At 68.0% G+C, this 22,970-nt stretch carries 24 protein-coding genes; 20 read left to right on the forward strand and 4 right to left on the reverse strand.

Annotation, left to right across the window (positions count from 1 at the left end; all coding sequences use genetic code 11):
* Positions 1-81 precede the first annotated feature (81 nt).
* Complete coding sequence (locus tag AB0M22_RS16850) at positions 82-915, reverse strand: SDR family oxidoreductase (RefSeq protein WP_364726786.1); 834 nt, start codon at positions 913-915, stop codon at positions 82-84.
* Positions 912-2,564, reverse strand: coding sequence for an aldehyde dehydrogenase family protein (locus AB0M22_RS16855; RefSeq protein ID WP_364726789.1), 1,653 nt, complete (start codon positions 2,562-2,564; stop codon positions 912-914). Before AB0M22_RS16855 ends, AB0M22_RS16850 begins: the two co-directional genes overlap by 4 nt.
* Before the next feature lie 159 nt (positions 2,565-2,723).
* On the opposite strand from AB0M22_RS16855, the gene AB0M22_RS16860 reads away from it, so the two are divergent.
* Complete coding sequence (locus tag AB0M22_RS16860; RefSeq protein WP_364726792.1) at positions 2,724-4,028, forward strand: helix-turn-helix domain-containing protein; 1,305 nt, start codon at positions 2,724-2,726, stop codon at positions 4,026-4,028.
* A 16-nt stretch (positions 4,029-4,044) separates the two neighbouring features.
* Here the strand turns inward: AB0M22_RS16860 and AB0M22_RS16865 are convergent, their stop codons facing one another.
* On the reverse strand, positions 4,045-4,266 hold the full coding sequence (locus AB0M22_RS16865; protein ID WP_364726795.1) for a DUF2277 family protein: 222 nt from the start codon (positions 4,264-4,266) through the stop codon (positions 4,045-4,047).
* 134 nt (positions 4,267-4,400) lie between these two features.
* On the opposite strand from AB0M22_RS16865, the gene AB0M22_RS16870 reads away from it, so the two are divergent.
* Positions 4,401-5,237 carry a DUF1266 domain-containing protein gene (locus AB0M22_RS16870; protein ID WP_150401012.1) on the forward strand — a complete coding sequence of 279 codons (837 nt, stop codon included), beginning with the start codon at positions 4,401-4,403 and terminating at the stop codon, positions 5,235-5,237.
* 35 nt (positions 5,238-5,272) lie between these two features.
* Here AB0M22_RS16870 and AB0M22_RS16875 read toward each other — a convergent pair whose 3' ends face one another.
* Positions 5,273-6,184 carry a hypothetical protein gene (locus AB0M22_RS16875; RefSeq protein WP_364726799.1) on the reverse strand — a complete coding sequence of 304 codons (912 nt, stop codon included), beginning with the start codon at positions 6,182-6,184 and terminating at the stop codon, positions 5,273-5,275.
* A gap of 396 nt (positions 6,185-6,580) precedes the next feature.
* Here AB0M22_RS16875 and ftsH point away from each other — a divergent pair, with 396 nt between their 5' ends.
* The 18 genes from ftsH to AB0M22_RS16965 all read left to right on the forward strand — a co-directional run bounded on the left by ftsH (position 6,581) and on the right by AB0M22_RS16965 (position 22,601).
* Entirely contained in the window at positions 6,581-8,992 is a 2,412-nt protein-coding gene (gene ftsH, locus AB0M22_RS16880) for an ATP-dependent zinc metalloprotease FtsH (protein ID WP_364726801.1), read from the forward strand.
* A 227-nt stretch (positions 8,993-9,219) separates the two neighbouring features.
* Complete coding sequence (folE, locus tag AB0M22_RS16885) at positions 9,220-9,825, forward strand: GTP cyclohydrolase I FolE (protein ID WP_364727009.1); 606 nt, start codon at positions 9,220-9,222, stop codon at positions 9,823-9,825.
* Positions 9,826-9,836: 11 nt separating this feature from the next.
* Entirely contained in the window at positions 9,837-10,733 is an 897-nt protein-coding gene (folP, locus tag AB0M22_RS16890) for a dihydropteroate synthase (RefSeq protein ID WP_364726804.1), read from the forward strand.
* Positions 10,730-11,155 (forward strand): dihydroneopterin aldolase, encoded by a 426-nt coding sequence (gene folB / locus AB0M22_RS16895; protein ID WP_364726807.1) that lies wholly within the window; start codon positions 10,730-10,732, stop codon positions 11,153-11,155. The genes folP and folB overlap by 4 nt, the downstream gene beginning before the upstream one ends.
* Positions 11,152-11,706: a 2-amino-4-hydroxy-6-hydroxymethyldihydropteridine diphosphokinase gene (folK, locus tag AB0M22_RS16900; protein WP_364726810.1), complete on the forward strand. Its 555-nt coding sequence runs from the start codon at positions 11,152-11,154 to the stop codon at positions 11,704-11,706. Before folB ends, folK begins: the two co-directional genes overlap by 4 nt.
* Entirely contained in the window at positions 11,703-12,173 is a 471-nt protein-coding gene (locus tag AB0M22_RS16905) for a DUF3180 domain-containing protein (RefSeq protein ID WP_364727011.1), read from the forward strand. Before folK ends, AB0M22_RS16905 begins: the two co-directional genes overlap by 4 nt.
* Positions 12,174-12,243: 70 nt before the next feature.
* On the forward strand, positions 12,244-13,233 hold the full coding sequence (locus tag AB0M22_RS16910) for a DUF6779 domain-containing protein (RefSeq protein WP_364726813.1): 990 nt from the start codon (positions 12,244-12,246) through the stop codon (positions 13,231-13,233).
* A 214-nt stretch (positions 13,234-13,447) separates the two neighbouring features.
* Complete coding sequence (locus AB0M22_RS16915; protein WP_364727014.1) at positions 13,448-14,359, forward strand: DUF2520 domain-containing protein; 912 nt, start codon at positions 13,448-13,450, stop codon at positions 14,357-14,359.
* On the forward strand, positions 14,359-15,288 hold the full coding sequence (panC, locus tag AB0M22_RS16920) for a pantoate--beta-alanine ligase (RefSeq protein WP_364726816.1): 930 nt from the start codon (positions 14,359-14,361) through the stop codon (positions 15,286-15,288). Before AB0M22_RS16915 ends, panC begins: the two co-directional genes overlap by 1 nt.
* 27 nt (positions 15,289-15,315) lie before the next feature.
* Positions 15,316-15,735: an aspartate 1-decarboxylase gene (gene panD / locus AB0M22_RS16925; RefSeq protein WP_364726819.1), complete on the forward strand. Its 420-nt coding sequence runs from the start codon at positions 15,316-15,318 to the stop codon at positions 15,733-15,735.
* Position 15,736: 1 nt separating this feature from the next.
* On the forward strand, positions 15,737-16,534 hold the full coding sequence (locus tag AB0M22_RS16930) for a type III pantothenate kinase (protein ID WP_364726822.1): 798 nt from the start codon (positions 15,737-15,739) through the stop codon (positions 16,532-16,534).
* Positions 16,535-16,717: 183 nt separating this feature from the next.
* Complete coding sequence (locus tag AB0M22_RS16935) at positions 16,718-17,338, forward strand: cysteine dioxygenase family protein (RefSeq protein ID WP_364726824.1); 621 nt, start codon at positions 16,718-16,720, stop codon at positions 17,336-17,338.
* An 8-nt stretch (positions 17,339-17,346) separates the two neighbouring features.
* Positions 17,347-17,769, forward strand: a complete 423-nt coding sequence (locus AB0M22_RS16940) for a rhodanese-like domain-containing protein (protein WP_364727016.1) — start codon at positions 17,347-17,349, stop codon at positions 17,767-17,769.
* 262 nt (positions 17,770-18,031) lie between these two features.
* Positions 18,032-19,531: a lysine--tRNA ligase gene (lysS, locus tag AB0M22_RS16945; RefSeq protein WP_364727018.1), complete on the forward strand. Its 1,500-nt coding sequence runs from the start codon at positions 18,032-18,034 to the stop codon at positions 19,529-19,531.
* A gap of 115 nt (positions 19,532-19,646) precedes the next feature.
* Complete coding sequence (locus tag AB0M22_RS16950) at positions 19,647-20,006, forward strand: Lsr2 family protein (protein ID WP_029900677.1); 360 nt, start codon at positions 19,647-19,649, stop codon at positions 20,004-20,006.
* 281 nt (positions 20,007-20,287) lie between these two features.
* Positions 20,288-20,851 (forward strand): FHA domain-containing protein, encoded by a 564-nt coding sequence (locus AB0M22_RS16955; protein WP_364727022.1) that lies wholly within the window; start codon positions 20,288-20,290, stop codon positions 20,849-20,851.
* A gap of 129 nt (positions 20,852-20,980) precedes the next feature.
* A complete protein-coding gene (locus AB0M22_RS16960; RefSeq protein ID WP_364726827.1) occupies positions 20,981-21,565 on the forward strand; it encodes an anthrone oxygenase family protein in 585 nt (194 codons plus the stop codon).
* Positions 21,566-21,659: 94 nt separating this feature from the next.
* Positions 21,660-22,601: an alpha/beta fold hydrolase gene (locus tag AB0M22_RS16965; RefSeq protein ID WP_364726830.1), complete on the forward strand. Its 942-nt coding sequence runs from the start codon at positions 21,660-21,662 to the stop codon at positions 22,599-22,601.
* The last annotated feature ends 369 nt before the right edge of the window (positions 22,602-22,970 follow it).

A 22,970-nucleotide genomic window follows, 5' to 3' on the forward strand; every position in this document is an offset into this window, starting at 1 on the left:
CCCGGACACTCACCGGACACGCAAAAAGGCGCTGCGGCCGGGACCGATCCCCGGCCGCAGCGCCCGCTGCGTGACTGCGATCTAGACGCTGCGCGCCCGATCCTCATACGCCTTGCGCTTGTCCGCATCGACGTCGTCGAGGAACGCGTGGCCCGCGCCGAGCGCCCGGGCGATGCCGTCGCCGACCACATCCGGCAGCAGTCCGACCACCTGCGAGATGATCCCCGCCACCGCGGTCACCCTGACCTTCGACTTCGGCGCGACGATCAGGCCGACGATCGCGTCCGCGATCTCCTCCGGCTCGGCCGGGCGCAGCAGCTTCGGCGCGGTGACGCCGGCGCCGAGCTCGGTGTTGGTCAGCGTGGGCAGCACCGAGGAGAAGCGCACGCCGGAATCGCGGTACTCCTCGCGCAGCGTGTCGGTGAAGCCGAGCACCGCGTGCTTGCTCGCGTTGTAGGTAGCCAGGCCGGGGATGTGCGTCTCGCCGGCCAGCGAGGCGATGTTGATGACGTGCCCGCGCTTGCGCGGCAGCATCCGGGCCAGACCCAGCTTGGAGCCGAGAATTACACCGTAGACATTGATGTCCAGGATGCGCCGGGTGATCTGGTCCGGCTCGTCGACCAGCTTGCCGGTCGGCATGATGCCCGCGTTGTTGACCAGCACGTCGATCGGCCCGACCGAGCGCTCGACCTCGTCGAGGAAGCTCTCGAACGAGGCCGGATCGGTGACGTCGAGCTTGCCGTAGAGCTCGAAGCCGCGGGCGGTGCCGGACTCCTTGACGGTGGCCTCGTCGATGTCGCCGATGGCGATCTTGGCGCCGAGCGCCTGCAACGCGGTGGCGGTAGCCAGGCCGATGCCGCGGGCGCCGCCGGTGATGACGACGATCTTGCCGCGAATCTTCGAAGTGTCCGTCACTTGCTGTCTCCCTTGAGTTTCAAAACGGCGGGCAGGTCGATGCGGCGCAGGCCGCGGGCGCCGGCGGCGCGCATGGCGCCGAGGGCGAAGAGCAGCTTCGGCATCGAGTACGGGTACCAGAACAGCTCCTTGTCCTGGGTCGGCAGGATCGGCGCGGTGATCGCCTGCTGCCTGCAGTACTTGCGGACGCCGTTCGCGCCGCCCCAGCGCGCGCCGACGCCGGACTGGCCCCAGCCGCCCATCGGCAGCGCGAAGTTGAACAGGTTGCTGAAGACGTCGTTGATGTTCACCGCGCCCGCGTTCAGCTGCCGGGCGATCCGCTCGCCGCGGTCCTTGTCGCCGGTCCACACCGACGCGGACAGGCCGTAGATCGAATCATTGGCCAGCCGAACGGCTTCCGCCTCGTCGGCCACCTTCATCACCGGCAGGGTCGGGCCGAAGGTCTCCTCGGTGATGCAGGACATGGTGTGGTCGACGTCGACCAGCACGGTCGGCTCGAACGCGGTGCCGAACCCGGCCCGCTTGCCACCGGTGAGCACCTTCGCCCCGGCCGCGACGGCCTCGTCGACGTGGCGCTGCACGATGTTCGTCTGGTTCTCGTTGGCCAGCGCGCCGACGTCGTGCTTGGACTCGCGGCCGTCGATGCCCTGACGCAACGCCTTGACGTTCGCGGTCAGCTTGGCCACGAACTCGTCGTAGACCGGCGCCTCGACGTAGACCCGCTCCACCGAGATACACACCTGGCCGGAGTTGAACATGCCGCCGAACGCGATGCCGTGCGCGGCCCGGTCCAGGTCGGCGTCGGCCAGCACGATGGCCGGGTCCTTGCCGCCGAGTTCCAGGCTGTACGGGACCATCCGCTCGGCGCAGGCCGCGGCGATCTTGCGGCCGGTCGCGGTCGAGCCGGTGAACTGGATGTAGTCGGTGTGCTCGACCACCGCGCCGCCGGTCGCGCCCGCGCCGGTGACCACGGCGAACACCGGCGGTGCGCCGATTTCGGCCCAGCCCCTTGCCATTTCGAGCGCGGACAGCGGGGTCACCTCGGACGGCTTCAGCAGCACCGCGGCGCCGGCGGCCAGCGCGGGGATCACGTCCAGCGCGGGCATGGCCAGCGGGAAGTTCCACGGGGTGATCACGCCGACCACCGGATACGGCTTGTACACCGTGGTCAGCTTCTTCACCCGGGCCAGCGGGCTGTGCGGGGACGGGTGGTCGTCGGCGAGGAACTTGGCGGCGCGGCGGGCGTAGTAGCCGACCAGGTCGGTGGCGAAGGCCGGATCGATCAGCGAGTCGACGCGCGGCTTGCCGGTCTCGGACTGCACCACGTCGGCCAGGGTGTCGGTGTTGTCGATCAACCAGTCCTGGAACTTCAGCAGCCATTCCTTGCGGCCGTCCGGGCCGATGGCCTCCCACTCCGGCTGGAACAGCCGCAGCTCGCGGACCTTGGCGGCGACCTCGTCCGCGCTCGCCACGGGCACCGTACCGACGAGCGCGCCGGTGCCGGGGTTGCGCACCTCGAGCAGGGCGGGGGCGTCGGCCACCGGCTCCGGGCGGGCCGGCTCGGCGGCCTGCGGTGCCGCCTTCTTCGCGGCCGTCTTCCGGGCCGGTGCCTTTTTGGCCGCGGCGGGCGCTGGGTCGGTATTGGTCACGCTGTTCTCCCACTGACGTTGTGCTGTGAACCGCATCGGCCGACTACTGTGAATCTGGCCACTGAACTATGATCGTGACACAATGAACTGCGAGTTTCTTGGCTCCTTTGGTCAACGGATGCGCGCATATTTGTGCTCAGAGAACAAATCGGAGGAGCTGTGACCGCCGCATCACCGGAACGCATCGGACCCAACAGCGAAGTGGTCCGCGACTGGCTGGCGGAGTACGTCTACGAGACGATGCGCACCGAGCAGCTCGAGCAGATCGTGGACCGGCTCGACAGCGCGATCATCGCCCGCGTCCCCGAACTCGCCGACCGCGACGTGCGCCGCGACCTGGCCGCAAGCACCCGCGCGCACGCCAGGGTGATGCTGAGCGGAATCACCAGCGACACTTTCGAATACGCGTTACCCGAAGAGGCGCACACGTTCGCGCGGACCATCGCCCGGCGCGGCTTCGAACTGCGCATGCTGCTGCGGACCTATCACGTGGGCATGGAAGCGGTGCTCGACTACATGACCGACACCATCGATCAGCGGCCCGCGCCGCAGGAGATCGAGCGGGCGGTGATGCTGCGGCTGTTCGAGCGGGCGACCAAGTGGGTCAGCCTGTCGGTCGAATTGCTCACCGACACCTACATGGAAGAGCGCGAGCGGGTCCTGCGCGCCGCGCTGAACCGGCGCACCGAGACCATTCGCGCGCTGCTGGCCGGTGACGAGCTCGACCTGGACCAGGCCTCGGCCCGGCTCGGTTACCGGCTCGGCCAGCGGCACATCGCCTTCGTGCTGTGGACCGACGAGCGCGAATCCGGCAGCGGGGACGACGAGATCGTCGGCCTGCTCGAGCGGGTCGCGACCCGGGTGGCGACCGAACTCGGCACCGCGCGGGTGCTCACGGTCGCGTCCGGTTCGAGCGGCATGTGGGCCTGGGCCGGCCTGGACGACCTGTCCGGCGCCGACGTGGCCCGGATCGAACAGGAACCCGGCGCGCTGGAGCGGGTCGCCGCCGGGCTGGTCGAATCGCCGGTCCGGATCGCCTTCGGCGTGCCCGCCGGGCAGGTCGCCGGATTCCGGCAGAGTCATCGCGAGGCGGTCGCCGCTCGGCACGTGGCCGAGCGCGGTCCGGCCACGACGGCGCGGGTCATCGGCTATCGCGAGGTGGAGATCGCCTACCTGGCCGGCGCGGACGACGCGGCCATGCGCGGCCTGATCGGCCGGGAATTGCGCACGCTGTCCGGCTCGGACCCGAACGCGGCGCGCTTGCGCGCGACACTGCACGCCTATCTCAAAAGCCACCGCAGCCCGGAGGCCACGGCGAAACTACTTGGGGTGCACAAGAACACGGTGCGTTACCGGATCCAGCGGATCGAGGAACTGCTCGGTCATCCGATCGAGCAGCGCAGTCTGCCGCTGGAGGTCGCGCTGGCCTGCGTCGCCGCCTACGGGGTGGACGCGCTGCCCTGAACCGGCGAGCGGGCGATCAGTCCGACGCCGCCGCGACCGGGCGATCGGGTAGATCCGCGAGTAGCTGGGTGGTGGCCGCGGCGATGGCCGCGACGGCCTTGTCCACGGCGACCTTGGTCGTGGAGCTCAGGCCGGACACACCACCGACCGTGCGCACGTACTGCAGTGCGGCAGCATAGATTTCCTGCTCGGTCGGGGCAGGCTCCAGGCCGCGAAGGAGGGTGATGTTACTACTCATGCGAGCACAGTAGCTCTCCAGCACGGGATGCGGCAGGGCAAGAAAATCTCCGAACTCCGCCGCGCCTGCGCGGACACGCAGAATTCGTCCCATTACACAGGCTCTTCCAAGATCCATAGTGAACAATCGGGGACATGCCTGCCCGCGGTGTACCCACGTTGACAACCTTCCCGTACGAGGAGCTGGATCAGCGCGAAGAGGACCACTGGTCCGGCGCTGCGGTCGCGGACGACGAACTGCGCGCGCTGGCGCTCGGCGCCTTCTACTCCGCGCGCTGGGACGCCTTCCACGACGCGCTGCTGCTCGGCCCCGAGCGCGAGCATCCGCTCGGCGATCGCCGAGAGCTTGCCATCGACACGCTCACCGGCGCGTGGGGCATCACCGACGCGACCGAGGCGCAGGCCTCGATGGAGCAGTTGCTCGACGGCATGCACGCGCCGTTGTACGCGCTGGTCCATCCGCTGGTGATGGCCTCGATCAACGCCAGCGAGCGGGACCGCTTCGGCGAGCGCGCCGATCGGCACCGGGCGTTCCTGCGGCAGGTCGGTTCGTTCCGCGGCATGGACAACCCGGAGGCGCTGGTCCGCGACTACGACATCTGGTCGCAGGCGATCAAGATCGGGTTCACCGATCATCTGGCCCGGCCGCTGCCCAGCGACATCCACGCGTGGGATCTGGCCAGGGTGGTCGCGGTCGCGCGGATGGCCTTCACCGCCGGATACCTCGACGCCGACCTGGCCTGGGACTATCTGGCCCGCGCACTGCCCATCGCGCAGGCCAAGTACCGCAACTGGCGGCAGTTCGGCGACGCCTACCTGACCGGCTGGACCTACTGGCAGGCGTGCGAGGACCTCGCCGAGCTGAAGAACGGCGGCGTCGACCGCCGGATGGAACTGCTGCGGCTGTGGATGCGGCCGACCAGCCCGTGGCGACGGATCAGCCTGACCGTGCCGCCGGTGGTGCAGGCCTGAGCCGGACCTGCCGGAGCGGCTAGCTATTTGTCGAGCTAGCCGCCATCGGGCAAGGAGCGCAGGATGCCGCGGCCGTAGCGCTGGAACTGCGCGTCGTCGACCATGCCGAGCGAATGCCGCTCGACCAGCAGCTCCCACTCCGAATACAGCTGGGCCACACCGGGATCGGCCGGGCCCGCGCCGCCGTCGGCGGAGTCCCGGCGCACCGCGAAATTCACCGCGAGGGTGACCCGTTCGGTGTCGGCGCGATCGTTGCCGGTGAAGTGCAGGGTGATGTTGCCGTCGTGCACGTCCATGCCGGTCTCGCCGCGGGGCGCGCCGATCTCGCCCGCCATGGTCGGCGTGCCGTCGGTGTTGCGGGCCCACAGCACGGCCGGGATGGGTAGTTCGTGCGCGTAGCGGTCGCCGGTGCCGATCGAGATGAACAGCAGCCGCCCGGTGGTCGCGGCGAGCAGGCCGGGGCCGCTGCCCGCCGGCGGACGCGCGACCGCGATCGCGGTTTCCAGCACGTATTCGTCGGGCGTGACATATCGGTGCAGCGCGGCGATGGCCGGCTTCGCCTCGCGGTTCGGCGCCATCCGGCGCACGGCGCGGTCCACGTCGGCCCGGGTCGGGCCGGACTTGCCCCAGGTCGGCGCGGGCGGGTTCAAATCGGGGGCGGCCACGTCGATGCGCTGGGTGGCCAGGATCTGGCCGTTGATCCGGTCGACGATCTCGGTCGCGGCCGGGACGTCGTGCTCGGCGATCAGCACGGGCAGCGGGGTGCGGTCGGCGGGCACGCCGGTCAGCACGGGAGTGGGGTATCTCAGATAGATCTCGATGACAACGGCGTCGTCGGCGCGTCGATTCAACCGGACCTTCAACAGATCCGAGATCGGGACGTCGAGCACCCGCTCGCCATCGGAGCCAGGACGCAGGACGATCAACCGCCCGCGGCCGTGACGCACTATCGCTGTGGGTGTCCGTAGCTCAACTATGTCCATACCCCCTGCGCTCTGTTGGGTTTACGGTGCTCGCGGGGCCTTTATCTGTTTACGCAAGCTACCGTCTCCGTGCCCGTCGCTCGCACTGCGGTGTTGTGTCGTCGCTCACGATAGGCCGAACATGCCATGATTGTGACCACTTGGAGTAACCCGGACCGGGGTCTTCGGGAACCACCGAGGTCCCTTGACCGTTTACCCCTTTAACTGCACCTGCAGCCGAACTGCGCGATGTATCGACTAGACCGTACGCGGTAACGTGGCATGTCCGCATCCGAACCCTCCCGGAGCCGGACGCGCCCGACGCATCGCTAGCAAGAACCGGAGACACCGGAAAGGACTGGCCGGACCGGCCGACGCTCTATGAACCGCAAGACTGTGTTTCGCACCCTGGCCATAGTCTCGGGCATCTTGCTCGTGATCTATGCGTTCAGCTATTTCGGCAACGACACGCGCGGCTGGAAGAGCGTCGATACGTCCGTCGCATTGAGCCAGCTGAACGACAAGAGCAACGTCAAGAATGTTCAGATCGATGATCGTGAACAGCAACTGCGCATCGAGCTGAAAAACGGCAACGATGCGACCGGTGGCCAGAGCAAGATCATCGCCAAATACCCCGGCGGCAGCGCGAGTTCCGGACAGGTCTTCGACGCTGTGAAGAATTCCGGCGCGACCTATAACACCGTGGTCAAGCAGGACAGCTGGCTCACCCAGATCCTGCTGTTCGTGCTGCCGATGATCATCCTGCTCGGCCTGTTCGTCTTCGTCATGGCCCGCATGCAGGGCGGTGGTCGCGGCGGCATGATGGGCTTCGGCAAGTCGAAGGCCAAGCAGCTGTCCAAGGACATGCCGAAGACCACGTTCGGCGATGTGGCCGGTGCCGACGAGGCGGTCGAAGAGCTCTACGAGATCAAGGACTTCCTCCAGAACCCGGTGCGCTACCAGGCCCTCGGCGCCAAGATCCCGAAGGGCGTGCTGCTCTACGGCCCGCCCGGAACCGGTAAGACGCTGCTCGCGCGCGCCGTGGCCGGCGAGGCGGGCGTGCCGTTCTTCACCATCTCCGGTTCGGACTTCGTCGAGATGTTCGTCGGTGTCGGCGCGTCGCGCGTGCGCGACCTGTTCGAACAGGCCAAGCAGAACAGCCCCTGCATCATCTTCGTCGACGAGATCGACGCGGTCGGCCGCCAGCGCGGCGCCGGCCTCGGCGGTGGCCACGACGAACGTGAGCAGACGCTGAACCAGCTGCTGGTCGAGATGGACGGCTTCGGTGATCGCACCGGCGTCATCCTGATCGCGGCGACCAACCGCCCCGACATCCTCGATCCCGCGCTGCTGCGCCCGGGCCGGTTCGACCGGCAGATCCCGGTCGGCAACCCCGACCTGGCCGGTCGTCGCGCTATCCTGCGGGTGCACTCGCAGGGCAAGCCGATCTCGCCCGACGCCGACCTCGACGGTCTGGCCAAGCGGACCGTCGGCATGTCCGGCGCCGACCTGGCCAATGTGATCAACGAGGCCGCGCTGCTCACCGCTCGGGAGAACGGCGCGGTCATCACCGGCGACTCGCTCGAGGAATCGGTGGACCGCGTGGTCGGCGGCCCGCGCCGCAAGAGCCGGATCATCAGCGAGCACGAGAAGAAGATCACCGCGTACCACGAGGGCGGCCACACCCTGGCCGCCTGGGCGATGCCGGACATCGAGCCCGTCTACAAGGTGACCATCCTGGCCCGCGGCCGCACCGGCGGCCACGCCATGACGGTGCCCGAGGACGACAAGGGCCTGATGACCCGCTCGGAGATGATCGCCCGCCTGGTGATGGCGATGGGCGGCCGCGCGGCCGAGGAACTGGTGTTCCACGAGCCGACCACCGGCGCGTCCTCCGATATCGACCAGGCCACCAAGATCGCTCGCGCGATGGTGACCGAGTACGGCATGAGCTCGCGCCTCGGCGCGGTGCGCTACGGCCAGGAGGCCGGGGATCCGTTCCTCGGCCGCTCGATGGGCCAGGCCTCGGATTATTCGCACGAGGTCGCAGGCGCCATCGACGAGGAAGTGCGCAACCTGATCGAGGCCGCGCACACCGAGGCGTGGGCCATCCTGAACGAGTACCGCGACGTGCTCGACGTGCTGGCGACGGCGCTGCTGGAGAAGGAGACCTTGCACCGCAAGGAACTCGAGACCCTGCTCGCGTCGGTGCAGAAGCGGCCGCGGATCACCGCGTTCAACGACTTCGGCGATCGCGTGCCGTCGAACAAGCCGCCGGTGAAGACCCCGGGTGAGCTGGCGCTGGAGCGCGGCGAGCCGTGGCCGCCGCCGGAGCAGATCCCGGCACCGCTGCCGGCAGGCGTGGCTCGGGAGAACCAGCCCGCCAACGGTTACCCGGACACCGGCGCCTACGACGCGCCGCCGCAGTACGGCTACCCGGCGCAGCCCGCGACCGGCTACCCCGGGCCGCAGGGTCCCGCGCAGGGCGGTTACCCGCAGCGCGGCGGCACGCACGGCTCGCGGCCGGACTACGGCGCTCCGGCCGGTTGGTCGGCCCCCGGCTGGCCGCCGCGGGACGAGCAGCAGCAGCCGGGTCAGCCCAGTGGCTGGACCGAGCCGCCGCCGAACCAGGGTTATCCGCCGGCGTGGGGTCCGCAGGGCGCCCAGCCGGAGGGTGGCTACGAACGCGGCAACTACGGCGAACACCCCGGATACGAAGAGCCGGGTCGCCCGAACCCCAACGGTGAGGGCGAGAACGGCGAGTGGGACAGGCCGAACAACGGCCGGCACTGAGCTAGTCGGGCGGGGGCTCGCGTGACCTGCGTGGTCATGCGAGCCCCCGCCTTCGGGCCGCTTGCTCGCATCGTGCGCAGTGACGATTAGGCTCGACCATCGGGGTGCCGAGTGATTGCCGGGACCCGAGATTTTGGAGGTGTCCTCGATTGTCGGCCAACAATCACATCGGCGGCCACGCGCTCGCCGATTCGGACGGTGTTGACGAGAACGGTTCCGGCAACGGCGTGACCAGGAAAGAGCTCGTCGCGCTGGAGACCGGTCAGCCGTTCGACCAGGCCAGGGCCGAAGCCGCGGTGCGCGAATTGCTGCTCGCGGTCGGGGAGGATCCGGACCGGCCCGGGCTGCTCGACACACCCGCTCGCGTCGCCCGCGCCTACCGTGAGATGTTCGCCGGACTCTACGTCGAGCCGGACGCGGTGCTGAACACCACGTTCGACGAGGGTCACCAGGAATTGGTGCTGGTCCGCGACATTCCGATGTACTCCACCTGTGAACATCATCTGGTGTCGTTCCACGGTGTCGCGCACGTCGGCTACATCCCGGGCAAGCACGGCCGGGTCACCGGGCTGTCCAAGCTGGCCCGCGTGGTCGACCTGTACGCCAAGCGCCCGCAGGTGCAGGAGCGGCTGACCAGCCAGATCGCCGACGCGGTGATGCGCAAGCTGGACCCGCGCGGCGCCATCGTGGTGATCGAGGCCGAGCATCTGTGCATGGCGATGCGCGGCATCCGCAAGCCGGGCGCGAGCACCACCACCTCGGCGGTGCGCGGACTGTTGCAGTCCAGCCCGTCGTCGCGCTCCGAGGCGCTCGATCTCATTCTTCGGAAGTGAACGAGGATCACATGACCGCAGGTGGGAGCAGCTTCGCGCGTGGCGATCGCTCCTGTGTGGTGATGGGCGTCGTCAACGTCACCAGTGATTCGTTCTCTGACGGCGGTCGCTACCTCGACCCCGAACTCGCCATCGCGCACGGCATCGAGCTGTACGCCGACGGCGCGGACATCGTCGACATCGGCGGCGAGTCGACCAGGCCCGGCGCGGTGCGCATCGACCCGGAAACCGAAGCCGCACGGGTGGTTCCGGTGATCCGCGGCCTGGTCGCAGCGGGCGTGCCGACCAGCGTCGACACCATGCGGGCCAGTGTCGCCGAGGCCGCGCTCGCGGCCGGCGTCTCCGTGGTGAACGACGTGTCCGGCGGCCGCGCCGACCCGGACATGGTGAAAGTCGTTGCCGCCGCGGATGTCCCGTGGATCCTCATGCACTGGCGCGCGGGCGCCGACTACCGGCACACCGGCCCGGCCGATCACTACGACGACGTGGTCGCCGAGGTGCTCGCCGAGCTGACCACCCAGGTGGACCTGGCCGTTGCCGCCGGCGTCGACCCGTCTCGCCTGATTCTCGATCCCGGCCTCGGTTTCGCCAAGAATGCCGAACACAACTGGGACCTGCTCGGCGCGCTGCCCGAGCTGATCGGCCAGGGCCTGCCGATCCTCATCGGCGCCTCCCGCAAACGCTTCCTCGGCGCGCTGCTCGCCGACGACGCCGGCCCGCGCCCGCCCGACGGCCGCGAGACCGCCACCGCGACCGTCTCGGCGCTGGTCGCCATGCACGGCGCCTGGGGCGTGCGGGTGCACGACGTGCGCGCCTCGCTGGACGCCATCACCGTGACCGACGCGTGGCAGGCCGCCGCCCGGCACCGCAGCACCCAGCCGAGTCTGTCACAAGGAGCGCATCGATGAACCCGACCCCTGAACCGGCCGTGGCGCAGGCGAATTCGGCGGTCCGGCGCGGCGCCGACCGCATCGAGCTGCGCGGGCTGCGCGCCTTCGGCTATCACGGGGTGTTCGATCACGAACGTCGCGACGGCCAGGAATTCGTCGTCGATCTGACCGTGTGGCTGGACTTCGCCGCGGCCGCGGCCGCCGACGACCTGCTCGCCACCGCGCATTACGGCGAGCTCGCTGAGAACGCCGTGCGCATCATCCAGGGCCCGCCGCGCAACCTCATCGAGACCGTGGCCTCCGAGATCGCCGACGACGTGATGACCGACCCGCGCATCGCCTCGGTCGAGGTGGTCGTGCACAAACCGTCCGCGCCGATCCCGCACACCTTCGCCGACGTCCGGGTGGTCACCTCGCGGCACCGCGAGGAGCCGTTATGACCCGCGCCGTGCTGTCGATCGGTTCCAACCTGGGCGACCGGCTGGCGCATCTGCGCAGCGTGGTGGACGGCTTCGGCGACCGGGTCGTCGCCGTGTCGCCGGTTTACTCGACGCCGCCGTGGGGCGGCGTCGAACAGGACGACTACCTCAATGCCGTTCTCCTGGTCGATGATCCGGAGCTGGCCGCGGTCGACTGGCTGCGCCACGGCCGGCGGCTCGAGCAGGCCGCCGAACGGGTCCGCGAAGTGCGCTGGGGCGCACGGACACTCGATGTCGACGTGGTCTGGTGCGCCGAGCGCGTGCACGGCGAACTGGTCGTGATCAGCAGTGCCGACCCGCAATTGACGCTGCCGCATCCGCAGGCGCATCGCCGCGCGTTCGTCCTGATCCCCTGGCTGGACGTGGAACCGGACGCGGTGCTCGAGGTCGACGGCCGGGCGCAGGCGATCACCGACCTGCTCGACGAACTGCCCGCCGCCGAACGCATCGGCGTGCAACGCACCGAGCTGATCCTGTCCGCGGCCGCCGAAGGTCCGGCGTCGTGCAGCTGAAACCCACCCGCATCCTGGACCTCGCCGCGAACGTGGTGATCGCGGCCATCGTCGCGTGGGTCGCGACCCGGATGGCGTACAACAGTTTTCCGCCGATCTCCACCTACGCGGGGGCGTCGCTGTATCCGGTCGCGGCGCTCGAGGCGGTGCTCGGGTTCGTCATCCGGGCCAGGGTCAGCGACAACCAGCTCGGCAACGGCAGGCATCAGCTGCATCCGATCACCGCGGCCCGCGCGGTCGCGCTGGCCAAGGCGTCGCTGCAAGTCGGTTCGATCGCCGCGGGCGTGTGGCTCGGATTCCTGTGCTGGGTCTTCCCGCAGCGCGGCACGCTCGGCGCGGCCGCCGCGGACAGTCCGGGCGCGATCGTCGGGATGCTGGCGGGGGTGGCTTTGGTTGCTGCGGCCCTGTGGCTCGAGTATTGCTGCCGGGCTCCCGAGGACCCGACGGACGATCCGGCAACCACGTAGCAAATATCACCTCCGGAATTGCCGCACCGAGTTGTGGGCGCACCGAGTCGATCAAGCTACCCTGGCTTGCATGGTTTCACCCTCCCGTACCAGCACTTCCCGTCGACGGCGGGACGACGCGGGAAAATTGTTCATCGGCGTATTGATTCTGCTCGGACTGGTTGCCAGCGTTTTCCTGGTCTTCAGCAACAGCTTGCAGTTCGTCCGGATCGGTTTGGTCGCGGCCCTGTGGGCGGCGGTCATCGGCGCATTAGCTGCGACTAGGTATCGCAAGGAAGCGACGATAGACAAGGCCAAGGTTCGTGATCTGCAGACCGTTTACGAGTTGCAGCTCGAGCGTGAGGTCACCGCCCGGCGCGAATTCGAGCTCGGCATCGAGGCGCGGGTGCGCGAGGAAGTCGGCGCCGACGCCACCGAACTGGCCGCGCTGCGCGCCGAACTCACCGTGCTCCGGACGAGTCTGCAACGCCTGTTCGACGGCGACCTGCCGATGGATCGGCCCGCCCTGCGCGCCGACGCGACCCGGATTCAAGAGCTGACCAGCGCGGTCGGCGAGCCGGCGAACAATAGCTCCGCGAATGCCGGACCCTGGTCCGTGCCGTCGAACCAGCAACCGCGCAGCAGTGTGACCCCGGTGTTCGTGCCCGACCATCCGGAGCCGCCGCTCTTCGCCAGCCCCTTCGACGACCCGGTCACCGCCGAGACCTCCGCGGTCTCGCTGGACGACGACGAGTCCGACGCCGAAGTCACCGATGTCGACGTGACCGACGTGCGCAACGGCGATCCGGAGCAGTCCGGGTCCGGCTGGGCCGACGCCTTCACCGAGGGCCCGGTCATCCAGCCGACGCCCGCGCCCCGGCCGGCCCCCAAGCCGACCTACCAGTCGACCCGCCCCTCGGCCTGGCCGACGACGGAGGGCCCGACGGTCGGCACGGCCAGCTCGCGCAGGCGGCGCCGGGCCGAGGCCGACGCGGATTCCGATGCGCCCGAGCGCCGGCTCTCGGTCGCCGAGATCATGGCCAACCTGCAATCGGAGGAGAAGAGTCGCGACCGGCACTGACTTGTCGTCCGGCGTGGTAGCAGACACTGCGTTGTAAATCACTGCCCAGGGCCGTGGCACTGGCAAACATCGGGCCGATATTCTCGATGCCGTACGTCCGGTACCCGCACGGCGGGACTGGAACGAAATCGAGAGGACACCGTTGACCTCGAGAAGCGTGAATTCTGACGACGACGCGGCTTCGGGCTACCCCGTTTCGAACGACCCCCAATCGGTGGTGGGCGGCGATCTGGCGCCCGCCCGGCTGACCGTCGGCATCGTCTCGGCGGGCCGCGTCGGCTCCGCCCTCGGCGCGGCACTCGAACGCGTCGGCCATGTGGTGTTCGGCGTCTCCGCGATCTCCGACGCCTCGGTGCGCCGCGCGCAGACCCGGCTGCCCGATTCCGAGATCATGCCGGTCGAGGACGTGGCCGCCCGCAGTGAGCTGCTGCTACTCGCCGTGCCGGACACCGAGCTGGCCGGTCTGGCCCGCGGTCTGGCCAGTGCGAAGGTGGTCCGGCCGGGCACGATCGTCGCGCACACCTCCGGCGCCAACGGGGTCGGCGTGCTCGCCCCGCTGGCCGACGTCGGCGCCATGCCGCTGGCCATTCATCCGGCGATGACCTTCACCGGCCACGACGAAGACCTCACCCGGCTGGGCAACGCGTGCTTCGGCATCACCGCCGCCGACGAGATCGGGTACGCCATCGCGCAGGCGCTGGTGATCGAGATGGGCGGCGAGCCGGTCCGGGTGCTCGAGCAGAACCGGGCGCTCTATCACGCGGCGCTCGCGCACGGCAGCAACCATCTGGTCACACTGATCGTGGATGCCGTTGCCGCGCTTCGGGTCGCGCTGGCGGGCCCCGGCCTGCTCGGGCAGCAGATCGTCGACGACCAGCCGAACGGTCTGGCCGAGCGCCTGCTCGCCCCGCTCGCCTCCGCCGCGCTGGACAACGCCCTGCGCCGCGGGCAATCCGCGCTGACCGGCCCGGTCGCCCGCGGTGACGCGGACGCCGTCGCCGCGCACCTGACCGCACTGGAATCCGTCGATCCCCGCCTGGCCGAGGGCTATCGCGCGCTGTCGCTGCGCACCGCCGAACGCGCAGGCACCAATCCCGCCGTCATCGAGCTGCTGAAAGGGCGCTGATGTTCGATCCGAAATTACGTGCCGCCTATAAGCCCGGTGAGCTGACCGTGCACCACGATCCCGCCGTGATCACCCAGGTGTCCAACGCCCTGCGCAGTGTCGGCCGCACGGTCGCGCTGGTGCCGACCATGGGCGCGCTGCACGAGGGTCACCTGGAGATCGTCCGGCTGGCCAAGCGGAACAACCAGGTCGTGATCGTCTCGATCTTCGTGAATCCGTTGCAGTTCGCCGCGAACGAAGACCTGGACAAGTACCCGCGCACCCTGGATTCCGACGTGGAGCTGCTGCGCGCGGAGGGCGTCGGGCTGGTGTTCGCGCCCAGCGTCGCCGACATGTACCCGGACGGCCCGCGCACCACCGTGCAGCCGGGCCCGATCGGCGCCGAGCTCGAAGGGGCAAGCAGGCCAACGCATTTCGCCGGCATGCTGACCGTGGTCGCCAAACTGCTGCAGATCGCGCGCCCGACCGAGGTGTACTTCGGCGAGAAGGACTACCAGCAGCTCACGCTGATCCGGCAGCTGGTCCGGGACCTGAACTTCGACGTGCGGATCAAGCCGGTGGCCACCGTGCGCGAGCACGACGGCCTGGCCATGTCCTCGCGGAACCGGTTTCTCGATGCGGCCCAGCGGGAATCGGCGCTCGGCCTGTCCGCGGCGCTGGCCGCGGGCAAGCACGCGGGCGGCCTCGGACCCGAAGCCGTGGTCGAAGCGGCCCGCCAGGTGCTGGCCGCGGTGCCCGGCGTCGACGTCGACTACCTCGAATTACGTTCCACCAACCTCGGTCCCGCGCCGGAGACCGGCAACGCCCGGCTGCTGGTCGCCGCCCGGGTCGGCCCCACCCGGCTGATCGACAATGTCGCCGTCACCCTCGGCGCGCCGATCGACGGCCACCCCAACGCCTCCGTCCAGCGGACCTCCCAGCCCGTATAGGCGACGAACCAACGAAAGGGCGACGCAATGCTGCGCACCATGATGAAGTCGAAGATCCACCGCGCCACCGTGACCCACGCCGACCTGCACTACGTCGGCTCGGTGACGGTGGACCAGGATCTCCTGGACGCCGCCGATCTGCTGGAGGGCGAGCAGGTCTGCATCGTCGACATCGACAACGGCGCGCGCCTGGAGACCTATGTCATAGCGGGTGCCCGCGGGTCCGGCGTGATCGGCATCAACGGCGCCGCCGCGCATCTGGTCCACCCCGGCGATCTGGTCATTCTCATCGCCTACGGCCAGCTGAACGAGCAGGAAATCGCGGAATACGATCCGAAGGTCGTTTTCGTGGACGAGCGCAACCGTCCGGTCGAACTCGGCTCCGATCCGGCGCACGCGCCGGAAGGCTCCGGGCTCACCTCGCCGCGCACGCTCTCGCTCGCCTGACATGCTGCTGACCATCGATGTCCGCAATACGAATATCGTGCTCGGCCTTTTCTCGGGTACCGGCGCGCATTCGAAACTGGTGCGGCACTGGCGGATTCACACCAATCCACTGCTGACCGCGGACGAATTCGCGATGCAGGTGCGCGGCCTGGTCGGCCCGCAACTCGACCAGGTGGTCGGAGTTTCCGGGCTGGCCACGGTGCCGCCGGTGCTGCGTGAACTACGCACCATGCTGAGCCAATATTGGAGTCACGTGCCGCACGTGCTGGTGGAACCCGGTGTGCGCACCGGAATTCCGCTGCTGGTGGATAACCCGAAAGAGGTCGGCGCGGACCGGATCGTGAACTGCCTGGCCGCCTATCAGCACTACAATTCGCCGGCCATCGTGATCGATTTCGGCACCGCGATCTGCGTCGACCTGGTCTCGGCCAAGGGCGAGTTCCTCGGCGGAATCATCGCGCCCGGCGTGGAGATCGCGACCGAGGCCCTGGTGGAGCGCAGCGCGCTGCGCCGGGTAGAGCTGGCGCGGCCGCGTTCGGTACTGGGGAAGAACAGTATGGAAGCCATGCAATCCGGCGCGGTTTTCGGTTTCGCCGGGATGGTGGACGGACTGATCGATCGGATTCGCGACGAGTTCGAGGCATTTTCCGGCAATGATGTCGCGGTGGTCGCCACCGGCCCGACCGCGGCGTTGATCGTGCCGGAATCGGAGACCATCGACGATCACGACCCGTACCTCACCCTGACCGGGTTGCGTCTCGTATACGAGCGAAACCAGCGCCGCAAGGGCGCTGTCTGATTCTCGCCATGTCGGATTCGTCGCACCCATCGGCGCTTGCCTCCCCAGTGCCCGATGCTGATACACTCACCGCTGTGTATTTCCGCGTGCGCACCCAGGAGTGTTGTCGAGGCTGACCAAGCCTCGACCGATCGAGGCTGACTTACCGCCCTCGACCGTTCGCAACCTCCTGGAGATTCGCTCATGCGTTCTTCCGTTCTTTCCCTTTCTGTAGCCCGGGACGCCTATTCGGCCACCCCGCCGCTCGAACGTGCCGTGGCCTCCGCATTGCCGACTCGCCTGCGTCCCGCCGACTTATTGCGGCTGACCGACGAAGGTGCCGAGGACGTGCTGGCCGGGCGGTATGACCACCTGCTGCCCGCGAATGGCATTTGGCCCGCCGACGAACGGTGGGCGACCCGGCTGCTCACCGACGACGAAGTAGATGTCTGGCTGATCAGCTGGACGCCGGGAAAATCCACCGAACTGCACGACCACGCCGGCTCGCTCGGCGCGTTGACCGTGCTCAGCGGGGCGCTTTCGGAATTCCGCTGGAACGGCACCGAACTGCGCCGCCGCGTGCTGTCCGCGGGCGATCAAGCGTCCTTTCCGATCGGCTGGGTGCACGATGTAATGCGGGCCCCGGCGCAGTCCGTGGCCGGCAGCACCCCCGAGTCGATCGACCCCGCACTGCTCGAACCGACGCTCAGCGTGCACGCCTATTCACCGCCGCTCACCGCCATGTCCTATTACGAGGTCACCGGCCACGGAACCCTGCGGCGTACCCGAACCGTTCTCACCGACCAGCCCGAAGGTGATATGTAATGACCCGTTTGACCATCGATCAGATGCTCGACCAAGCGCGGGCCCAGCTGAACCGCATCTATGCCTTCGAATTGCCGCAGGCGCTCGCCCGCGGCGCGATTCTGGTGGACATCCGCCCGCAGGCGCAGCGGGTGCGCGAGGGCGCGTTGCCCGGCGCCCTGGTGATCGAGCGGAATGTGCTGGAATGGCGGCTCGACCCGACCAGTTCGGCCCGCTTGGCCCTGGCCACCGATCATGATGTGGAATGGATCGTCGCCTGCTCCGAGGGCTATACCTCCAGCCTCGCCGCGGCGGCGTTGCAGCAACTCGGGCTGCACCGGGCGACCGACCTGATCGGCGGCTTCCACGCATTGAAGGCGGCCGGTCTGCTGCACATCGGAATCCGGGCGCCGCACTTCGCCCGCGAGGTCGACTCGCTCGCCTCGCTGTAATTACCCTACATCACTTCCATCTCGAAACATCCGGGCGCGCAAGCGGTTTCGTGTCCGGATCGATGCCTGCCCGCTATTTCCCCGGATAGCGGACCGCGCAAATCAGGCGAACAACGCGGGGCCGGGCCGAGACCGATTCGTTACTCCGGGAAGTAGGCCGGGCGGGCCGCAAAACGATTTCCGGTGCACGCTAGGGTTGTTGGATGTGAGCACCAGCGACACTTCCTCGTCCAGCGATCCCGCATCGGATTCGCGGCCTGCCGTGGCGCCCGACGCCGACGATGCCCCGGAGCAGATACGGATTCGTAAGGAGAAGCGGGAGCGGTTGCTCGCGGACGGCGGTGACGCCTATCCCGTCGTCGTGCCGCGTACGCATACCCTCGCCGAAATTCGCGCCGCATATCCGGATCTGGCCGCCGACACCCAGACCGGGTTGCAGGCGGGTGTCGCTGGTCGCGTCATATTCATGCGTAATACCGGCAAGCTGTGTTTCGCGACGCTGCAGGAGGGCGACGGCACCAAGCTGCAGGCGATGATCAGCCTCAACGGTGTCGGCGCCGACGCGCTCGCGGCCTGGAAGTCCGATGTCGACCTCGGCGACTTCGTTTTCGTGCACGGCGAGGTGATCTCCTCGCGCACCGGTGAATTGAGCGTCATGGCCGATTCCTGGTTCATGGCGGCCAAGTCGCTGCGGCCGCTGCCGGTGGCGCACAAGGAGATGAACGAGGAGTCCCGGGTCCGGCAGCGCTATGTCGATCTGATCGTGCGTCCGGAGGCCAGGGAAATGGCCAGGACGCGCATCGCGGTGGTGCGCGCCATGCGCAATGCGCTGGAACGGCGCGGCTTCCTCGAGGTGGAGACGCCGATGCTGCAGACGCTGCACGGCGGCGCCGCGGCCCGGCCGTTCGTCACCCATTCCAATGCCCTGGATATCGATCTCTACCTGCGAATCGCGCCGGAGCTGTTCCTGAAGCGCTGCGTGGTCGGCGGGCTGGAGCAGGTCTTCGAGATCAACCGGAACTTCCGCAACGAAGGCTCGGACTCCACGCATTCCCCGGAGTTCGCGATGCTGGAAACGTACGAGGCGTACGGCACCTACGACGACTCCGCGCGGATGACCCGGGAATTGGTCCAGGAAGTCGCCCAGGAGGTGTTCGGCACCCAGGTGGTCACCCTGGCCGACGGCACGGAATACGACCTGCGCGGGGAGTGGGCGACGGTCGAGATGTACCCGTCGCTCTCCGACGCCCTCGGCGTCTCCGTGACACCGGAAACGTCGGTCGAGGAATTGCGTGCGCTCGCCGATCGGGTGGGTCTGGAAATTCCCGACGGCAAGGGCTATGGCCACGGCAAACTCGTCGAGGAACTGTGGGAACACCAGTACGGCGACAAGCTGTACGCACCGACTTTCGTGCGTGACTTCCCGGTGGAGACCTCACCGCTCACCAGGCAGCACCGGACCAAGGCCGGGGTCACCGAGAAGTGGGATCTCTATGTCCGTGGCTTCGAGTTGGCTACTGGCTATTCGGAGTTGGTGGATCCGGTGATCCAGCGTGAGCGCTTCGTGGATCAGGCGCGACTGGCCGCGCAAGGTGACGACGAAGCGATGGCGTTGGACGAGGACTTCCTTGCCGCGATGGAGCACGGCATGCCGCCGACCACCGGTACGGGTATGGGAATCGATCGGCTGTTGATGGCGTTGACGGGTCTCGGAATCCGGGAAACAATACTGTTCCCAATTGTGCGACCGGTCACTCGCTGACCAGCTGATTGCAAAATCTCGGCCTCGTCTTGGAAAATTTGGAATTCGAGGTATTCTTGCCTCGGGTAATCGGCCTAGTATGCGGGTCGCACGATTTCGAGAGGACGTTCATCTCATGGCAAAGAAGGTCACCGTTAGCCTGATCGACGATGTCGATGGGGAGTCCATCGCGGACGAGACCATCGAGTTTGCGATCGACGGTGTTTCGTACGAGATCGACCTGTCGTCGGCGAATGCCGCGAAGCTGCGCGACGGGCTGGAAGAGTGGGTTTCGAGCGCACGCCGAGTCAGTGGCCGTCGCCGGGTCAAGGCCGCCGCGACCGCGACGGGTGCCCCGAAGAGTCGGGTCTCCATCGATCGCGAACAAAGTGCAGCAATTCGCGAGTGGGCTCGCCGGAATGGACACAAGGTGTCCGCGCGGGGACGTATCTCCGCCGACATCACCGACGCGTACAACAAGGCCGCGAAGGGTTAGTTTCATATTTTTCAGCCGCCGTCCCAGCGAATCGTGCGACGCCGGGGCGGCGGTTTTCTCTTTGTCCGGCGGCTCATAGGCTGCTGATATAACCGCGCGGCGCGATGACACGCTGCTCGAAGTGGCGCGCGGATCGATCTTGCTCGTGGTTCCAGGACGCGGCACCATGGAAACGTGCGACGGTCACTGGCGGTATGGAGAGACGAGGTATCAGCGCAGTGACTGGATTCGTCGGATCATTTTTGCGATTCCAAGATGACACGGGTCGTCAGCAGGAACTCATGCTCACCGCCGATCGCGAGCGCGTGACCATCGGACGCTCGCCGCAGGCCGACCTCGCGCTGCCCTGGGACGCCGAGGTGTCCCGGCTGCACGCGGCGATCGAATATCTCGGCGCGCAGTGGACCATCGTGGACGACGGCCTTTCCCGCAACGGCACTTTCGTCAACGGCGACCGGCTGGTCGGCCGGCGCAGGCTGATGGCCGGCGACGTCATCCGGGTCGGCACCTCGCGGGTGTCCTTCCACGATTTCGGCGGCGTCGCCGACGACATCACCCGGGTCTCCAGCGGAACGGTGCCGCCGAGTTTCCGCTCGCTCACCGAAACTCAGCGTTCGGTGCTGATCGCGCTGTGCCGCCCGTACAAGAACGGCGCGGCCTTCGCGACGCCCGCCTCCAATCAGCAGATCGCCGAGGAATTGTTCCTCAGCGTCGACGCGATCAAGACGCATCTGCGCGCGCTGTTCGCCAAGTTCGGCGTCGAAGACCTGCCGCAGAACGCGAAGCGAGTCCGCCTGGCCTTCCTGGCGATTCAGAGCGGGCTCATCTCCGACCGGGATCTGTGACCCGCGCGTAGACGATCGCTTAGCCGGCCGAGTGTCTCGGCCATGGAGAGCCGTGTCGAAACCGGCTTGAATTGGACACATCGAACCGGAGCGATGAGGGCTCCGGTCGGGTTTTTCGCAGGAGGAATTATGACCGCCGCACGCCTGGCCGCTCTGGTCGCGGCCATCCTGGCCACCGGACTGATCGCCGGACTTTTCTACGGCTACGCGAACTCGGTGATGCCGGCGCTGAATCAGACCGATGACCGCACCATGATCGACGTGATGCAGAAGATCAACGTGGTCATCATCAACCCGGTGTTCATGCTCGGGTTCCTGGGCACGGTCGGATTCTCGATTCTGGCCGCGGCGCTGCACCTGGGTAAGGACCAGCGCACCACGCTGATCTGGATCGGCGTCGGCCTGGTCATCAACATCATCGCCTTCGCCGTCACCTCCGGCCTGAACGTGCCGCTGAACGACCAGCTGGCCGCCGCGGGTGATCCGGCGCAGATCGCCGACCTGGCCAAGGTCCGGGCCGACTTCGAAGCCACCTGGGTGCGGTGGAACATCGTCCGCGCGGTGCTGCACACGCTGGCCTTCCTGGTGCTCTGCGGCGCGCTGTTCGCCTCCGGCATCCAGCAGGGCAAGGCGAGTGCCGCGGCCCCCGGACCGCAGGTGGCGCAGGGTCAGTTCCCCGGCCAGCCGGGCGTCCCCGCCTACCGGCAGGGCTAGACCGCAACGGCCGCAACCAGTTTCGCGACTCGACCGCGCCTGGGACCCGCCACACGGTAGCTTTCTGGAACACGTTCCAGATTTGGAGGCTACTGTGCCGCGTGTTCCAGGCTTTTCGCTGCTCGTCGTCCTGTTCGCCGCCCTGTGCGCGGTCGCCTCGGCGCCGGCCCAGGCCGTGCCGTATCCGGTCGACTACAACTTCTTCGCCGGCATCCCGAACGAACTGGCGAATCCGGGCGGTTCGCTGCCCGGCGCCAACGACTGGTCCTGCCGCCCGAGCGCCGCGCATCCGAACCCGGTGGTGCTCGCGCACGGCACCGGCGGTGGAGCACAGACGAATTGGGGCGTATATGCCCCGCTGCTGGCCAATCAGGGCTACTGCGTGTACTCGATGACCTACGGCGCCTACGACCTGCCCTGGCCGATTTCAGCCATCGGCGGCATGCTGCCGATGGAGCAGAGCGCACCGCAGTTCGCCGCCTTCGTCGACCGGGTGCTGGCCGCGACCGGGGCCGCGCGGGTCGACATCGTCGGTCACTCGCAGGGCAATTTCATCGGCAATTACTTCGTCAAGCGGCTCGGCGGCGCGGCCAAAGTGGACAAACTGGTCGCCATCGCGCCGCCCTGGCTCGGCTCGAACGTCGCGGGCGCCGGTGAAATCGCCGCCTTCAGTCAGCGGCTCGGCGCCGGACCGGCGTTCGACGCGCTGGTCGGCTCGCTGTGCCAGGCCTGCCGTCAGGTCGTGGCCGGCTCGGACTTCCTCCGGGCCCTGAACGCGGACGGCGTCTACGACCCGGCGGTCGCCTATACCAACATTGCCACCCGCCTGGACGAACTCGTGGTGCCCTATACGGCGGGCCTGGTGCCCGGTCCCAACGTGACCAACATTGTCGTCCAGGACGGCTGTGCCCAGGACTTTTCCGAACACGCGGGCATCGCGGGCAGCCCACGCGCCGCCGCCTACGTGCTCAACGCGCTCGACCCCGGACACCCGCGCGAGGCGCCGTGCGGTTTCATCCCACCCTTCACGGGGTAGCACCCGGACGAACGGTCATCGGGTGCGGCAGCGGTGTTCGCTGAGGGCAAAACCCATTTCGGAAACGAATCATGCAATGCTCACGTTATGAGTGAATGACCGTGCTGACGCTGGTCGCCAATAGGGTGGACTGGCGGCGGCAGCATCTCCCGCCAACTAGAGTGGAAGGCGGGGGCCACGACCCCCGGGCTTCATGGCAGGCTGACGCCCACGGTTGTTACACAGCACACTGCGGCGTCTGTTGCCAGAATGTCGGAAGCAGGAGAGTGAGGGAGCGATGTTCGAGAGGTTCACCGACCGCGCGAGGCGTGTCGTTGTCCTGGCCCAAGAAGAGGCCCGGATGCTCAACCACAACTACATCGGTACCGA

The sequence above is a fragment of the Nocardia sp. NPDC051756 genome (genome assembly GCF_040681495.1).
Classification (GTDB): domain Bacteria; phylum Actinomycetota; class Actinomycetes; order Mycobacteriales; family Mycobacteriaceae; genus Nocardia.

Coding starts and splice junctions, on each gene's coding strand:
- AB0M22_RS16960 (WP_364726827.1), top strand. CDS start 20,981: ATGACCGCCGCACGCCTGGCCGCTCTGGTCGCGGCCATCCTGGCCACC.
- AB0M22_RS16955 (WP_364727022.1), top strand. CDS start 20,288: ATGCTCACCGCCGATCGCGAGCGCGTGACCATCGGACGCTCGCCGCAG.
- panC (WP_364726816.1), top strand. CDS start 14,359: ATGTTCGATCCGAAATTACGTGCCGCCTATAAGCCCGGTGAGCTGACC.
- AB0M22_RS16950 (WP_029900677.1), top strand. CDS start 19,647: ATGGCAAAGAAGGTCACCGTTAGCCTGATCGACGATGTCGATGGGGAG.
- AB0M22_RS16865 (WP_364726795.1), bottom strand. CDS start 4,266: ATGAGTAGTAACATCACCCTCCTTCGCGGCCTGGAGCCTGCCCCGACC.
- folK (WP_364726810.1), top strand. CDS start 11,152: ATGACCCGCGCCGTGCTGTCGATCGGTTCCAACCTGGGCGACCGGCTG.
- AB0M22_RS16870 (WP_150401012.1), top strand. CDS start 4,401: ATGCCTGCCCGCGGTGTACCCACGTTGACAACCTTCCCGTACGAGGAG.
- panD (WP_364726819.1), top strand. CDS start 15,316: ATGCTGCGCACCATGATGAAGTCGAAGATCCACCGCGCCACCGTGACC.
- ftsH (WP_364726801.1), top strand. CDS start 6,581: ATGAACCGCAAGACTGTGTTTCGCACCCTGGCCATAGTCTCGGGCATC.
- folB (WP_364726807.1), top strand. CDS start 10,730: ATGAACCCGACCCCTGAACCGGCCGTGGCGCAGGCGAATTCGGCGGTC.
- AB0M22_RS16935 (WP_364726824.1), top strand. CDS start 16,718: ATGCGTTCTTCCGTTCTTTCCCTTTCTGTAGCCCGGGACGCCTATTCG.
- folP (WP_364726804.1), top strand. CDS start 9,837: ATGACCGCAGGTGGGAGCAGCTTCGCGCGTGGCGATCGCTCCTGTGTG.
- AB0M22_RS16910 (WP_364726813.1), top strand. CDS start 12,244: ATGGTTTCACCCTCCCGTACCAGCACTTCCCGTCGACGGCGGGACGAC.
- AB0M22_RS16930 (WP_364726822.1), top strand. CDS start 15,737: ATGCTGCTGACCATCGATGTCCGCAATACGAATATCGTGCTCGGCCTT.